The 12,986-nt window shown below is 64.9% G+C and carries 13 protein-coding genes; 7 read left to right on the forward strand and 6 right to left on the reverse strand.

The window, feature by feature from the left end; genetic code table 11:
- Positions 1-64 precede the first annotated feature (64 nt).
- From ACSBM8_RS10565 to ACSBM8_RS10580, 4 genes are all read left to right on the forward strand, one after another.
- The gene (locus tag ACSBM8_RS10565) at positions 65-973 is read left to right on the forward strand and encodes a DUF2167 domain-containing protein (RefSeq protein WP_442677992.1); all 909 of its coding nucleotides are present in this window, start codon (positions 65-67) and stop codon (positions 971-973) included.
- A complete protein-coding gene (locus ACSBM8_RS10570) occupies positions 970-1,107 on the forward strand; it encodes a hypothetical protein (protein WP_442677993.1) in 138 nt (45 codons plus the stop codon). The genes ACSBM8_RS10565 and ACSBM8_RS10570 overlap by 4 nt, the downstream gene beginning before the upstream one ends.
- 159 nt (positions 1,108-1,266) lie before the next feature.
- Positions 1,267-1,590 (forward strand): hypothetical protein, encoded by a 324-nt coding sequence (locus tag ACSBM8_RS10575; RefSeq protein WP_442677994.1) that lies wholly within the window; start codon positions 1,267-1,269, stop codon positions 1,588-1,590.
- A gap of 83 nt (positions 1,591-1,673) precedes the next feature.
- Entirely contained in the window at positions 1,674-2,684 is a 1,011-nt protein-coding gene (locus ACSBM8_RS10580) for an alpha/beta hydrolase (protein ID WP_442677995.1), read from the forward strand.
- Positions 2,685-2,878: 194 nt separating this feature from the next.
- Here ACSBM8_RS10580 and ACSBM8_RS10585 read toward each other — a convergent pair whose 3' ends face one another.
- Together ACSBM8_RS10585 and ACSBM8_RS10590 are read right to left on the reverse strand one after the other, a co-directional pair.
- Positions 2,879-4,435: an amidase gene (locus tag ACSBM8_RS10585; RefSeq protein ID WP_442677996.1), complete on the reverse strand. Its 1,557-nt coding sequence runs from the start codon at positions 4,433-4,435 to the stop codon at positions 2,879-2,881.
- Between the two features lie 52 nt (positions 4,436-4,487).
- Positions 4,488-4,784 (reverse strand): hypothetical protein, encoded by a 297-nt coding sequence (locus ACSBM8_RS10590; RefSeq protein WP_442677997.1) that lies wholly within the window; start codon positions 4,782-4,784, stop codon positions 4,488-4,490.
- 191 nt (positions 4,785-4,975) lie between these two features.
- Here ACSBM8_RS10590 and ACSBM8_RS10595 point away from each other — a divergent pair, with 191 nt between their 5' ends.
- Genes ACSBM8_RS10595 through ACSBM8_RS10605 form a run of 3 tightly spaced genes read left to right on the forward strand, consistent with a single transcriptional unit; the run spans position 4,976 to position 7,931 of the window.
- Positions 4,976-6,949 carry a dihydroxy-acid dehydratase domain-containing protein gene (locus tag ACSBM8_RS10595; protein ID WP_442677998.1) on the forward strand — a complete coding sequence of 658 codons (1,974 nt, stop codon included), beginning with the start codon at positions 4,976-4,978 and terminating at the stop codon, positions 6,947-6,949.
- A gap of 14 nt (positions 6,950-6,963) precedes the next feature.
- On the forward strand, positions 6,964-7,557 hold the full coding sequence (gene eda / locus ACSBM8_RS10600) for a bifunctional 4-hydroxy-2-oxoglutarate aldolase/2-dehydro-3-deoxy-phosphogluconate aldolase (RefSeq protein ID WP_442681557.1): 594 nt from the start codon (positions 6,964-6,966) through the stop codon (positions 7,555-7,557).
- Positions 7,554-7,931 (forward strand): MazG nucleotide pyrophosphohydrolase domain-containing protein, encoded by a 378-nt coding sequence (locus ACSBM8_RS10605; RefSeq protein WP_442677999.1) that lies wholly within the window; start codon positions 7,554-7,556, stop codon positions 7,929-7,931. The genes eda and ACSBM8_RS10605 overlap by 4 nt, the downstream gene beginning before the upstream one ends.
- A 607-nt stretch (positions 7,932-8,538) precedes the next feature.
- Here ACSBM8_RS10605 and ACSBM8_RS10610 read toward each other — a convergent pair.
- The 4 genes from ACSBM8_RS10610 to ntrX all read right to left on the reverse strand — a co-directional run bounded on the left by ACSBM8_RS10610 (position 8,539) and on the right by ntrX (position 12,984).
- On the reverse strand, positions 8,539-9,534 hold the full coding sequence (locus ACSBM8_RS10610) for a CorA family divalent cation transporter (protein WP_442678000.1): 996 nt from the start codon (positions 9,532-9,534) through the stop codon (positions 8,539-8,541).
- Positions 9,535-9,590: 56 nt separating this feature from the next.
- Entirely contained in the window at positions 9,591-10,892 is a 1,302-nt protein-coding gene (gene hflX / locus ACSBM8_RS10615) for a GTPase HflX (RefSeq protein WP_442678001.1), read from the reverse strand.
- Positions 10,893-10,934: 42 nt separating this feature from the next.
- Positions 10,935-11,420 carry an RNA chaperone Hfq gene (gene hfq / locus ACSBM8_RS10620; RefSeq protein WP_442678002.1) on the reverse strand — a complete coding sequence of 162 codons (486 nt, stop codon included), beginning with the start codon at positions 11,418-11,420 and terminating at the stop codon, positions 10,935-10,937.
- A gap of 178 nt (positions 11,421-11,598) precedes the next feature.
- The gene (gene ntrX / locus ACSBM8_RS10625; protein WP_442678003.1) at positions 11,599-12,984 is read right to left on the reverse strand and encodes a nitrogen assimilation response regulator NtrX; all 1,386 of its coding nucleotides are present in this window, start codon (positions 12,982-12,984) and stop codon (positions 11,599-11,601) included.
- Positions 12,985-12,986: the final 2 nt, after the last annotated feature.

The following is a 12,986-nucleotide window of genomic DNA, read 5'->3' on the forward strand; positions in this document are numbered from 1 at the left end:
GACTTTTTTCGTTTTGAAATATCCGAAACGGGGCGATATTAGTCCGTATCGGGGGTAACTGAATATGAAACTAAGCCGATGGGGGGCGCTGCTCGCGGTCACAATCAGCTTGCCGGGGCTGCAGGCGCATGCCTCTGGCGGGTTGTCTCTCCCTGCTTTGCACAGCAGCAAGGTCGATGCCCTCGGATGGGTCCATGGACCCGCCACGGTGAAGCTCGGCGATCAGGCGCAGATCCGGATCGCCAAGGGCGTGCGCTATCTTGGTCCTGAAAACACCAACCGGTTTCTCGCGCTGAACGGCAATCAGCCGAGCGCTGACAATTATACGATTGCGCCGGAGGGCTCGGGCTGGTTCGCGATCCTGACGTTCGATCCGGCCGGCTACATTCCGGAGGGGAGAGCGATCGATCCGGAGACGATGTACCAACAGATCAAGGCGAATGAGGGCGGCGACAACCAAAATCGCAAGACCGCCGGTGAAGGCGGGCTCTATACGGATCGCTGGCTGATCAAGCCGCATTATCAGCCGACCTCCCAGAATTTGGAGTGGGCCACCGTGATGCATACGGAAAGCGGCGCCGAGATCGTCAATTATACCAGTCGTATCCTGGGCCGCGACGGCGTGATGAAGGCGATCCTGGTGTCGGATCCGGCCCATTTCCGGGATGACCTGCCGCAATATCGACAAGCGATGGCGGGGTTCAGCTATCTGCCCGGCAAACATTATGTGCAGCGAACGTCGGACGTCAGAATGGCCGAATATGGGATTGGCGCGCTGGTAGCGGGCGGCGCGGCGGCGATCGCGGCAAAAACCGGGCTGCTCGCGACCCTTTTCGGGGGGCTGCTCACGTTCGGCACCGCATTTTACAAGCTGTTCGCGCTGGGCGCAGTGGCGGTGTTTGCAGGCCTCCGATCCAGAACGAGGCTGCTGCTTGGCCGCTTCCGCGAGGTGGAAGGCAATGACCGCGCATGAGGCTGACCGACATCGTCATCATGCTGATTTGCGGGCTGCTGGGCTATGGAATCGTGCGAAACCTGCTGGGCCCGTCACCGCGTAGCCGCGATGAAACACAGACGGACAGCAAAGCGGACGAAGCCGATGACTGATCGCCCTATCTTCTAACGATCGGCCCAAGCCTGTGCCGCGCGCCACGGCGATGCGTGCGGTCCAGCCATTGTCATCGTCAGTATCTTCGGTCAGGCTCGATGCGCATGCCCGCTTTCCCTGAAGCCATGCTTGTTCGGCGCGGGCGGGAGCAAGGGACGATGATCGATTTGATCGCGATTGCAGGCGCGCTGCTGATCTACCTGATCCTCCTTTCCGGCCTGATCGCGCTGATCCGCTTGCGCTATCCGTCCTGGCCGTCGCGCCGGTTCGTCACCGGCGCCGTTCTGGCAGGCCCCCTCCTCGTTGCCCTCGGCTTGGCCGCGAGAGCGTTCTTCCCGGCGGAAAATGGGTTGGACGGCCATCTGCGCACGAGCGAGGGTCTGACCTCGCTGTTCATGACCGCGCTTGCCGCCCTCGCCGCAATCCCGGCCGCGGCAATCGGCTATATCCTGACGCGGCACGCCCTCGGCGCAAAAGACTGATGACGGCGCGGCGCGACATTCGCTGGCCGCCCCGCGCCACGCCGCTTATTTCCTGACGAACGCGCCGAAGGAGAAGACGTCTCGTGCGAACATGGCCGATCGGGATTGCACTTCTGGCGGCGGGCGCGGTCCAGGCCGCTATTCCCGCGCAGGAGCATATCGCCCCGCCCTATCGCGATGCTCCGGAGATGGTGGCGCGCGCGGACGCTCCGCGCGGCAGCCTGCACAGCTTCATCATGACATCGTCGGAAAGCCGGATATATCCTGGCGTCCGCCAGCGCGACACGGAAGCGACACGTCGGCGCGATGCTTATGGGAACCGCATCGCGGCCCCCTTTGCCCAGCAATCCGAACCTGCCCCGTATCGCCGCGACGTGTTCGTCTATATCCCCGCCGGCTATCGCAAGGGTCGCGAAGTGCCCTTCATCGTGGTGCAGGATGGTCGCGACTATGCGGCCCGCATGGCCGCCGCGCTCGACAGCCTGATCGCGCAGAAACGTGTGCCGATGATGGTTGCGGTGATGATCCAGTCGGGCGGCGGTGACGCGCAGGGTTCGCAGCGCGGCCTGGAATATGACACGCTGTCCGGCCGCTACGCCGAGTTCGTCGAGCAAGAGGTTCTGCCCCGCGCCGCGCACCTCTACGCTATTCGCTTCACCCGCAATCCCGAAGGGCGGGCCGCGATGGGCGGCAGCTCGGGCGCGGCGGCCGCCTTCACCATGGCGTGGTTCCACCCCGAATGGTACCGCAAGATACTGTCCTACTCCGGCACATTCGTGAACCAGGCATCACCGGTCGATCCGGCCACGCCCGAAGGCGCGTGGGATTATCATGCGCGCCTGATCCCGGAGACGGCGCGCAAACCGATCCGCATCTGGATGGAGGTGGGCGAGAAGGACCTGCATTGGCAGGATCCTGCCTCCACCTTCCATAATTGGCCGATGGCGAACGACCGGATGGCGGCCGCGCTGAAAGCAAAAGGCTATGACTATCACTATGTCGTCGCCAGGGACGCCGTCCATGTCGACGGCAACGTCATCGCGCAAACGCTGCCGGCCGCCCTGGAATGGTTGTGGCGCGATTATCCGCGATAAGCCCGCTCTCGCCGTTAGAGCGTGATGACTTTGATGGGGTCCGTTCGTCTCGAGTAGCGATCGAGCTTGTCGAGAGCGCGTATCGAGAGATACCCACCAATGCCTCGATACGCGCCCTCGATACGCCCTGCGGGCAACTCGGTCGCTACTCGGCACGAACGGATCAGGGTAAAGTCATCATACTCTAAACATTTTCAGCGCGCTTGTTCGGGGCCCGCAAGGAACTGCGGTACTTGCCGTTTATGGGTCACTTGCTCGTACGAATAGCCGAGCGCGATCAGCCGCGCTTCCGACCATTTGGCGCCGAGAAACGACAATCCCACCGGCAGTCCGTGAACCTGCCCCATGGGGACCGTCAGATGCGGATAGCCGGTGATTGCGGCATAGCTTCCCGCGCCACCGCCGACGAAATGATCCCCGGCTACAAGATCGCTCCGCCAGCTTGGGCCGCCCGTCGGCGCCACCAGCGCATCCAGATGATCGTCCGCCAGCATGTCGTCGATCCCGTCCGGGCCAGCGAGCCGGCGCGCCTCGGCCATTGCCCTCCGGTAGCCGGCATCGCCATAGCCCTTGCTCGCTTCCGCCTGCTCGAAATATTCCTGGCCGAACCATGCGAGTTCTGTGCTCGCATGCGCGCGATTGAAGGCGATCAGCCCTGTCATGTCCCGCACGACGACATCGGATGGGGTTGAAGCGAGATAGGCGTTCAGGTCTTGCTTCAGCTCCGTGATCAGGATGCTTTGCTCATACTGGCCCATCTTCTGGTGATTGGCGGGCTCCTTGACCTCAACCAGCGTCGCGCCGGCTGCGCGCAGATCGTCCAGGGCGCGTTCGAACAAGGCCGCCGTGCCAGGCTCGTCCCCGACCGCGAACCGCAATATGCCGATCCTCGCCCCGCGTAGTGCGCCCGGCCGCAGCGCGGTGCGATAATCCTGCCGGCGCGCATCGGCTTGCAGGGTCGCGGGGTCGGCGGGATCGGAGCCCGCTAGCACCGTCAGAAGAATGGCCGCGTCCGCCACACTGGTCGCCATCGGACCGGCCGTGTCCTGGCTGTGGGAAATCGGAACGACGTGGGTGCGCGATACAAGGCCGACCGTGGGCTTCAGGCCGACCAGCCCGTTGACGGATGCAGGACATGTGATCGAGCCGTCCGTTTCGGTTCCGATCCCCGCCACCGCTAGGCCAGCCGCGATCGCGGCGCCCGTTCCCGACGACGAACCGCACGCGGATCGATCCAGGATGTAAGGATTGCGGGTCAAGCCGCCCACCCCGCTCCAGCCGCTGGTCGAATGGGGTGACCGCATATTCGCCCATTCGGACAAGTTGGTCTTGCCCAGAATGATCGCACCCGCGGCGCGCAACCGCGCAACCAATGGTGCATCGCGATGTGTCAGATTGTTGGCGAGCGCCTGCGAGCCGGCGGTGGTCGGCAAGGGATCGAGACTGTCGATATTGTCCTTGAGCAGGACCGGAATGCCCTCCAGCGGCCCACGTGCCCGGCCCGCGCGACGCAGCGCATCGGACCGGGCGGCATCGGCCGCCGCCTGGGGGTTGATCGCCAGCACCGCATTGAGGCGCGGCCCGGCCTTGTCGATCTGGGCAATGCGCCGCAGATAATGCCGTACCAGCGCCGCAGACGTCGTTCGCCCGGCCGCCAGTGCTGCCTCGGTCTGCGCGATCGAGCGATCGGGTTCGGGCGGAGGCGCGGCGGCGACAAGAGCAAAGGCGAGCGGCGCAAGGATCGGCTTCATGCAGCGAACGGAGCATGTTGCTGCGCCAGTGGCAAGCGAACCGCCGCCGGATTCAATAATAGCGGGCCGCCCGGCAGAGCTTGAACAAACGCTGGGTCGTCGGATGCTTCATGCCGAGGTTGGAAGCGACTGTGTAGCGACGCGCGCATTTCGCACGCGCGCTGGCTTCCTTGGCACTCATGGGCGGTGTGCGGCGGGTGCCGCCGTGTCGCAGCCTATATTGCGCCGCCGCACCACCGGCCCAACCGGTCATTGCGCCAGGGTCGAGCGCCGGGCCGACATCCTGTGCAGCGGCCGGAACCGATCCGCAGGCGGCAGCAAGAATGAGGAGAGGTCGCGGAAGACGCATGTCCGATCTCCAGATGATCCGGGAATCTCGCTGAAAGGAACTGGGCTCCGCGACGTTCATCGCGGAATCCCATCCCGAAAACAACGCCGCGATGAAACAGGCGACATCACCCCACCGCCGCCTCGAAATCTTTCGTCGTAGAAAGGCGCTTTGACGTTGCAAAAAGTGCGCGACACCGCGATTTGACGCACATGGCGATCGACAGTCGAATAGCCGCCGTCACCGACCGGGTGATCGCGCGATCCGCGGCCTCGCGCCGCGCCTATCTCAGGCTCATCGAGCGGGAGCGGGAGCATGGCGTCGATCGGCCGAACCTGTCCTGCGGCAATTTCGCGCATGGCTTTGCCGCCGCCGGTGAAGATAAAAGCGCGATCATCGCCCGGCGCGCGATGAACATCGGCATCGTCACCAGCTATAACGACATGCTGTCGGCGCATCAGCCCTACGGCCGCTACCCCGAGCAGATGAAGATTTTCGCGCGCGAGACCGGCGCGACCGCACAGGTTGCCGGCGGCGTGCCGGCGATGTGCGACGGCGTGACGCAGGGTCAGCCGGGCATGGAGCTGTCGCTGTTCAGCCGCGACGTGATCGCGCTGTCGACCGCCGTCGGCCTTTCGCATGGCATGTTCGAAGGCGCGGCGCTGCTCGGCATTTGCGACAAGATCGTGCCCGGGCTGCTGATCGGGGCACTCCGTTTCGGCCATTTGCCCACGATCCTGATCCCCGGTGGCCCGATGCCGACCGGCCTGTCCAACAAGGAAAAGCAGCGCGTCCGCCAGCTATATGCGGAGGGCAAGGCCGACGAGGCACAGCTGCTGGAGAGCGAAAGCGCTTCTTATCATTCGGCCGGCACCTGCACCTTTTACGGCACGGCCAACTCCAATCAGATGATGATGGAGGTGATGGGCCTGCACGTGCCCGGCGCCGCCTTCGTCAATCCCGGCACCAAATTGCGGCAGGAACTCACCCGTGCCGCCGTCCATCGGCTCGCCGCGATCGGCTGGGACGGCAATGATTACCGCCCGCTTGGCCGCTGCGTCGACGAGAAAGCGATCGTCAACGCCGCAGTCGGCCTGCTTGCGACCGGCGGCTCGACCAACCATGCGATCCACCTGCCCGCCATGGCGCGGGCGGCCGGGATCATCTTCGACTGGGAAGATCTGGACGCCCTGTCGGCGGCGGTGCCGCTGGTCGCGCGCGTCTATCCCAATGGCTCGGGCGACGTGAACCACTTCCACCAGGCCGGCGGCATCGCCTTCGTCGTCTCGACACTGATCGACGCCGGACTGTTGCACGACGATATCCTGACCGTCTGGACCGGCGGCATGCGCGCTTATGCAAGCGAGCCGGCGCTTTCTTCTTCCCTCCCGCCCGCGGGAGCAACGGATACCCGGACCGTCGACGCCATGTCTGAGGCGGATGCCCCCTCCCGCAAACGGGAAGGGGATGAGCTGATCTGGACCCCCGTCACGCAATCGCGCGACGAGAGCATGCTGCGCGCCGCCTCAGCGCCATTCCAGCCCGATGGCGGCATGCGCCTTGTGCAGGGCAATCTCGGCCGTGCCACGTTCAAGACCAGTGCGGTCGATCCGGTGCGCTGGACGATCGAGGCCCCGGCCCGCATCTTCCACGATCAGGACGATGTGCTGGCGGCCTATAAGCGCGGCGAACTGCACCGCGACGTGATAGTGGTGGTGCGCTTCCAGGGGCCGCGCGCCAACGGCATGCCCGAACTCCACAAGCTCACCCCCGCCCTCGGTTCGCTGCAGGACAAGGGCTTCAAGGTGGCGCTCGTCACCGATGGCCGCATGTCCGGCGCCAGCGGCAAGGTGCCCGCCGCGATCCATCTTTCGCCCGAAGCGCTTGGCGGCGGGCCGATCGGCAAGTTGCGCGATGGCGATGTTGTCCGGCTCTCGGCCGACGATGGCACGCTGAACGCGCTCGTACCGGCGGCAGACTGGTTGGCCCGCGATCAGGCCATGACCCCGCGCCCCCATATCGGCACCGGCCGCGAATTGTTCGCCTTCATGCGCCACGGCGCCAGTCCCGCCGAACAAGGCGGCTCGGCGTTACTGGCGGCGATGTGCGAGGATTTGGGCGAGGGCCTGCTCGGCGACGGCATCTCGCTCGACAAGAATATCGAAGATAAGGAAATCGACGCGTGAAGATCGACAAGGTTATGCGGATGGCGCCCGTCATTCCGGTGCTGGTAGTCCACGACGTGGCGCACGGTCTGCCGATCGCGCAGGCGTTGGTGAAGGGCGGCTTGCCCGTACTGGAAGTGACGATGCGGACCGAGGCCGCGCTCGACGTCATTCGCGAAATGTCGAAGTGCGAAGGTGCCTTCGTTGGCGCGGGCACCGTCTTAAACGAGAAGCAGCTGGATGCGGCGATCGATGCCGGCGCCAAGTTCATCGTCAGTCCCGGCCTCACCAAGCCGCTGGCCAAGGCCGCGATCGATCGGGGCATCCCCTTCCTTCCGGGCATCGCCACCGCCGCCGACATCATGCGCGGCCTCGATCTCGGGCTCGATCATTTCAAATTCTTCCCGGCCGAAACATCCGGTGGAATCAAGGCTTTGAAGGCGCTTGCTGCGCCCTTCTATCAATGCCGTTTCTGTCCGACCGGCGGCATCACCGTCGATACTGCGCCGGATTGGCTCGCGGTGGACTCGGTCCTCTGCGTGGGCGGTAGCTGGCTGGTGCCGGCGGGCGATCCCGATCCTGCCAGCATCGAAGCGCGCGCCCGCGCGGCGGCCGCCCTCCCCCGGTGAGCGCGCTCGACGGCGTCGAGCTTAGCCTGCCCGCCCTCGCCCGTGCCGATGCGATCTCGCATCGCGCCGCCGCGATCGGCTTTGACTGGGACGACGCCGACGGCGCCCGGGCCAAGGTGATCGAGGAGCTGGCGGAAGTGGACGCTGCCGTCACGCATGCGGAGCGGACGGACGAAATCGGCGACCTGCTGTTCGCGATTGTAAATCTCGCGCGGAAGTTCGGCATCGATCCGGAGGCGGCGCTCCATCAGGCTACCACCAAGTTCGAACGCCGTTTTCGCGCGATGGAGGACGAGGCCGGCGCCGGCCTGCCCGGCCTGACGCTCGATCAGATGGAAGCCCTGTGGCAGGCGGTGAAGAGGCAAGCGGGCTGACAAGCCTCACAGGATCGGCGCCGCGGAAGCTTATCTTTTTCTCGTCACCCTGAACTTGTTTCAGGGTCCATCATGCCCACAAGCGCAACCTTGACAGATGAGAACAAACAAGGTACACCCCGCACCGTTCGCGACATCTGCAGGGTCGCGAACCAAAGCTTGTCTTCACCCGGAGGGGTGGAGAATGACCGGCGCGAAGCTCCTCGGCTGCATGAGCCAGTAACTCCGCCCAAAGAGTAAAGATCTCGCCCTATGGCTTACGCCATCGGGTGATGTCGGCGTCGTGTACCGGGGCTATGCGGACGACGTTCAGGGGTAACCCCCGCCAAATACCGCGGCTCCGGACGGCATCGTGTACGTGGCTAGGCGGCGCGATGCTGGAGGATCGATCCTCCAGGGGCAGGAATGCCACCCGCCCAAAGACCGCAGCCACATGGGCCGGACACCGCGCAATGGAAGGCTTGCGGGCGGCGTCCAGGGTTTCGATGCCCACGGCCGACGCGCAGCCTCCCCGCACCGATGAGGAGGCGGAACCGTGCCGGTCACCAAGCTTCAGCGCCAAGCCGCGATGACGCGCGTCCACGATTCCTGCGCACCCGTGCGCGCCCTATCGCCGGATAAGCCCCATCCTTCGCAGCAACAACCATGTCGCCAGCGACGATCCGATCGCCAGGATCGCCGCCATGATGGTGCCGCCGCCACCATGTTCCAGCGGCATATTGCCCGTATTCATCCCGAAGAATCCGGTGACCAGCGTCGCCGGCATGATCAGCGCGGTGATCACCGACAGCAGATAGACATTCTCATTGGTGCGCTGCCCCGCCTGCAAATCCAGTTCCTCGCGCAACAGCCGCAATTGACCCTGGGCTGCCACTACGTCGCGCTCGATCGGCTGCAGCCGACGTTCGGTCCGTGCCAGCACATCGGCATAAGCGCGGCCGATCGACGGATCGTCGACCGCCCGGATCAAGGTCGTATGCATCCCGCTCGCCATCCGGAACAGGCGCGCGGTCAGCCGGCGCAAGGACACGAGTGCGCGCGTGTCGGGTGTATCCTGATCCGCCAGCAGCTTGTCCTCCAATGCCAGCAGCGCCGACAGCGCCGCCCCCGTGCGCAGCGCAAGCGTATCGGCCAGACTGTTGAGGATCAGTTCCAGCGCCGCGGGCGCATCCAGCGTCTCGGCCTGCGCCGCGCGATGGCGAAAAATATCGGGGGTATGCAGCGGATGATAGCGCCCGGTGAGCACCAGGCCCGGCCGCAATGCGACCCGCAAGGCACCGATGCGTTCGGTTTCTTCGCGGTCGAACTCGCGTTCGAAATCAGGGAGCGTCAATCCCAGCGCGCCCTGCTGACCCAGCGCGCGGGGTTGATCGTCGGGCGACAGGAAAAGTGCCTGGACGTCCGTCGGCAGACCCGAATGCTCCGCAATCCAGCGCGCGCTCCGCTGATCCCACAGATCCAGATGCAACCAGCGAAATGCGACTTCGTCCGGCGGCGCCGTATCGTCCAGCACCACGCCGTCCATATCCTGCCAGCACGTCCAGACCAGGCCAGGTCCGAACAGCGGCGGAAAGAGCGGAAGCGGTTCGTGTGACGTACGCAAAGCCCCTGTTACGAGCGGACCCGGCTAGGCAAGCGATGTGACCTATTTGTGACGCATCAAACCCGCGACTGGAAGCGGCTCCATTCATCCGGCGAGAGCCGCACGTCCATCGTCATCGTTTCGCCCTCCATCGCCTGGTCGAGTACCTCGCCATGCTGATGCAGCCAGGCAATCGCCCCCCCGTCCCCGGCGCCCAGCACGATATTATGCACCAGCGCGCCGGCGAGCAGCTGTTCGGCGACCTGACGGCGCAGATCGTCCACACCTTCGCCCGTCAGCGCGGACACGGGGATGACATCGTCATCGCGTGCGGCCTCCGCCAGAACCCGATCATGCGCTTCGGGATCCAGCGCATCCAGCTTGTTCCACACCTCGACGATCGGCGCGCCCTCGCCTGTCTCGGGTCCGATCCCGATCTCGGTCAGCACCTTCAGCACGTCCGCACGCTGCGCTTCCGTGTCCGGATGGGAAATGTCACGGACATGGAGGATCAGATCGGCCGCGGTGACTTCTTCGAGCGTTGCCCGGAACGCCGCCACCAGCTGCGTGGGCAGATCGGAGACGAACCCCACCGTGTCGGACAGGATGACCTTGTCGATACCGGGCAGCGACACCTGCCGCATGGTCGGATCGAGCGTCGCGAACAGCAGATTTTCCGCCATCACGTCGGCACCGGTCAGGCGGTTGAACAGCGTTGATTTGCCGGCGTTGGTATAGCCGACCAGCGCCACCACCGGCCACGGTGCGCGTTCGCGCCGTGCACGATGCAGCCCGCGCGTCTTGCGGACCTGCTCCAGCTCGCGCCGGATCTTGGCCATGCGGTCGCGGATCAGGCGACGGTCGGCCTCGATCTGCGTTTCACCCGGGCCGCCGAGAAAGCCGAAGCCGCCGCGCTGACGCTCAAGGTGGGTCCAGGACCGGACCAGCCGGCCCGCCTGATAGTCGAGATGCGCCAGTTCCACCTGCAGCCGGCCCTCGGCCGTGGCGGCGCGCTCGCCGAATATCTCCAGGATCAGCCCCGTCCGGTCGATAACCTTGGCCTGGCAGGCTTTCTCCAGATTCTGCTGCTGCACGGGCGTCAGCGCCGCGTCGACGACGATCAGTTCGGCATCGTGCATCCGCGCCGCTGTGGCGATCTGCTCGACCTGCCCCGAACCGAACAAGGTTGCGGGCTTGGGCTGACGCACGCGAAAGGGCAGCCGGTCGACCACCTCCAGCCCGATCGCCACGGCGAGCCCGGCGGCTTCCTCCAGCCGCGCGTCCGTATCGCGCAATCCGCTGTTGATCTCCGGCATCGCGATGATCGCGCGCGCGCCATGACGGACTTCGTCCGCTTCTTCCCTGGTGAATCCACTCATGACCAAGAAATAGGTATTCGGCGGGGGGCTTTCACCCCTCGCTCATTCCTCTTCTTCGCCTTCTTCGCCGTTCATCAGGTTGAGCGGGCGCAGCGGCTGCACGGTCGATATGGCATGCTTGTAGACGAGCTGGCTCATCCCATCGCGACGCAGCATCATGCAGAACAGATCATAAGCGGCGATCTCACCCTGCAGCATCACGCCATTGACCAGGAACATCGTCACCGGCTCGCCCGACTTGCGAACGGCGGCGAGGAAGATTTCCTGCAGCAGCGGCGACTTCTTGTCCTCGAACGCCTTATCGGCCTCAGCGAGATCCAGCGGGTGCGCCGGCATCACCGTCGAGATGGCATGCTTGTAGATAAGCTGGCTCTGGCCGTCCCGGCGCAGCAGCACAGAGAAATTGTCGAACCAGGTGATGATCCCCTGGAGCTTCACGCCCTTCACCAGGAACATCGTCACCGGCGTCTTCGATTTGCGCAGCGTGTTCAGGAAGATGTCCTGAAGATTGTTGACCTTGTCTGCCATCTTGACTGGCCTTCTTTCATGTTGGCGGGTCATGGCCCGCACTGGCGCCGTTCACGGCGTCGTGTGCGCCCGCACGATGCGGACGATAGAAAATAGGCCTTGTTGCGCCGCAGCACAAGACGGACGTGCCAATCGATTGCACCGCAAGTTCGGGAAGACGGCGATAAGCCGCCGCCCTTTACTCCTCCTCGCCGCGCGGATCGGCGAGGCCGAGGCTCTTCAGTTTACGATGCAGGGCGGAGCGTTCCATGCCGATGAACGTCGCGGTGCGACTGATATTGCCGGAGAAGCGCCGGATCTGCACGCGCAGATATTCCCGCTCAAACGTCTCGCGTGCCTCGCGCAGCGGCGTCCCCATGATCGAGCGGCCGGCATTGCCAGGAACGATTTCCGCCTGACCGGACAACAGCTCGGGCGGCAGCATATCCGCATCGATCCGCCCGATCCGATCGCCCGGCGCCAGAATGATCGTGCGTTCGATCACATTGCGCAACTGGCGGACATTGCCCGGCCAGTCATACGCCTGCAGCGCCGCGGCGGCCTCCGCACTCAATTCCGGCGTCGCCACACGGCGCTCCGCGGCATAACGCGCGGCGAAATGTAGCGCGAGCGTCGGGACATCTTCGCGCCGTTGTTCCAGCGGCGGCAGCACGACCGGAACCACGTTCAAGCGGTAATACAGATCCTCGCGGAAGCGGCCCGCGCTGATCTCGGCCGTCAGGTCGCGCGCGCTGGCAGAGACGACGCGCACATCCACCTTGACCGTGCGCGTCCCGCCGACACGCGAAAAGCTCTGGTCGGTCAGCACGCGCAGGATCTTGGCCTGGGCCGACATCGGCATGTCGGCAATCTCGTCCAGAAACAGCGTTCCGCCATGGGCTTGCTCCAACATGCCGGTCCGGATCAGCTCGCCGCCTTCCTCGACGCCGAACAATTCCTCCTCGACCCGGTCGGGCGTCATGCGTGCCGCCGATACGACGATGAAAGGCGCCCGTTGCCGCGGCGACCAATTGTGCAGCAGCCGCGCCGCCACCTCCTTGCCGGCACCGGCGGGTCCCACGATCAGCACGCGGCTGCCCGTGCCCGCGACCCTCTTCAGCGTGGCACGGACATGGTTGATCGCCTGAGATGTCCCGGTCAGCTCATCTTCCTGTCCGATCTGCGCGCGCAAGGTCGCATTCTCGCGCCGCAGCTGATCGGTTTCCGTCGCCCGCGCGACCAGATGGAGCAGCCGCGCACTTTCGAACGGCTTCTCGATGAAATCGACCGCGCCCTGCCGCACGGCCGCCACGGCCGTGTCGATATTGCCGTGGCCGGAAAAGACGATGACCGGCAAGGTCGGATCGCGGCGCTTGATCTCGCTCAGAAGCTGAAGCCCGTCGAGGCGGGATCCCTGCAACCAGACGTCCAGCAGAACCAGACTGGGCCGTCGCTCGGCCAGTGCAGCCAACGTGCTGTCGGCATCGCTTGCGCTGCGCGGACGATAGCCCTCGTCCTCGAGCACGCCGGACACGAGCTCACGAATGTCAGCCTCGTCGTCCACAACCAGAATATCGAGCGGCATTC

Source organism: Sphingomonas sp. ASY06-1R (assembly GCF_052180265.1).
Taxonomy (GTDB): Bacteria; Pseudomonadota; Alphaproteobacteria; order Sphingomonadales; family Sphingomonadaceae; genus Sphingomonas_I.

Excerpts from the sequence above, each read along its gene's own strand:
- eda (WP_442681557.1), top strand. The coding sequence starts at position 6,964 with ATGCGGATGGCGCCCGTCATTCCGGTGCTGGTAGTCCACGACGTGGCG.
- ACSBM8_RS10570 (WP_442677993.1), top strand. The coding sequence starts at position 970 with ATGAGGCTGACCGACATCGTCATCATGCTGATTTGCGGGCTGCTGGGC.
- ACSBM8_RS10590 (WP_442677997.1), bottom strand. The coding sequence starts at position 4,784 with ATGCGTCTTCCGCGACCTCTCCTCATTCTTGCTGCCGCCTGCGGATCG.
- ntrX (WP_442678003.1), bottom strand. The coding sequence starts at position 12,984 with ATGCCGCTCGATATTCTGGTTGTGGACGACGAGGCTGACATTCGTGAG.
- ACSBM8_RS10585 (WP_442677996.1), bottom strand. The coding sequence starts at position 4,435 with ATGAAGCCGATCCTTGCGCCGCTCGCCTTTGCTCTTGTCGCCGCCGCG.
- ACSBM8_RS10565 (WP_442677992.1), top strand. The coding sequence starts at position 65 with ATGAAACTAAGCCGATGGGGGGCGCTGCTCGCGGTCACAATCAGCTTG.
- ACSBM8_RS10575 (WP_442677994.1), top strand. The coding sequence starts at position 1,267 with ATGATCGATTTGATCGCGATTGCAGGCGCGCTGCTGATCTACCTGATC.
- ACSBM8_RS10595 (WP_442677998.1), top strand. The coding sequence starts at position 4,976 with ATGGCGATCGACAGTCGAATAGCCGCCGTCACCGACCGGGTGATCGCG.
- hflX (WP_442678001.1), bottom strand. The coding sequence starts at position 10,892 with ATGAGTGGATTCACCAGGGAAGAAGCGGACGAAGTCCGTCATGGCGCG.
- hfq (WP_442678002.1), bottom strand. The coding sequence starts at position 11,420 with ATGGCAGACAAGGTCAACAATCTTCAGGACATCTTCCTGAACACGCTG.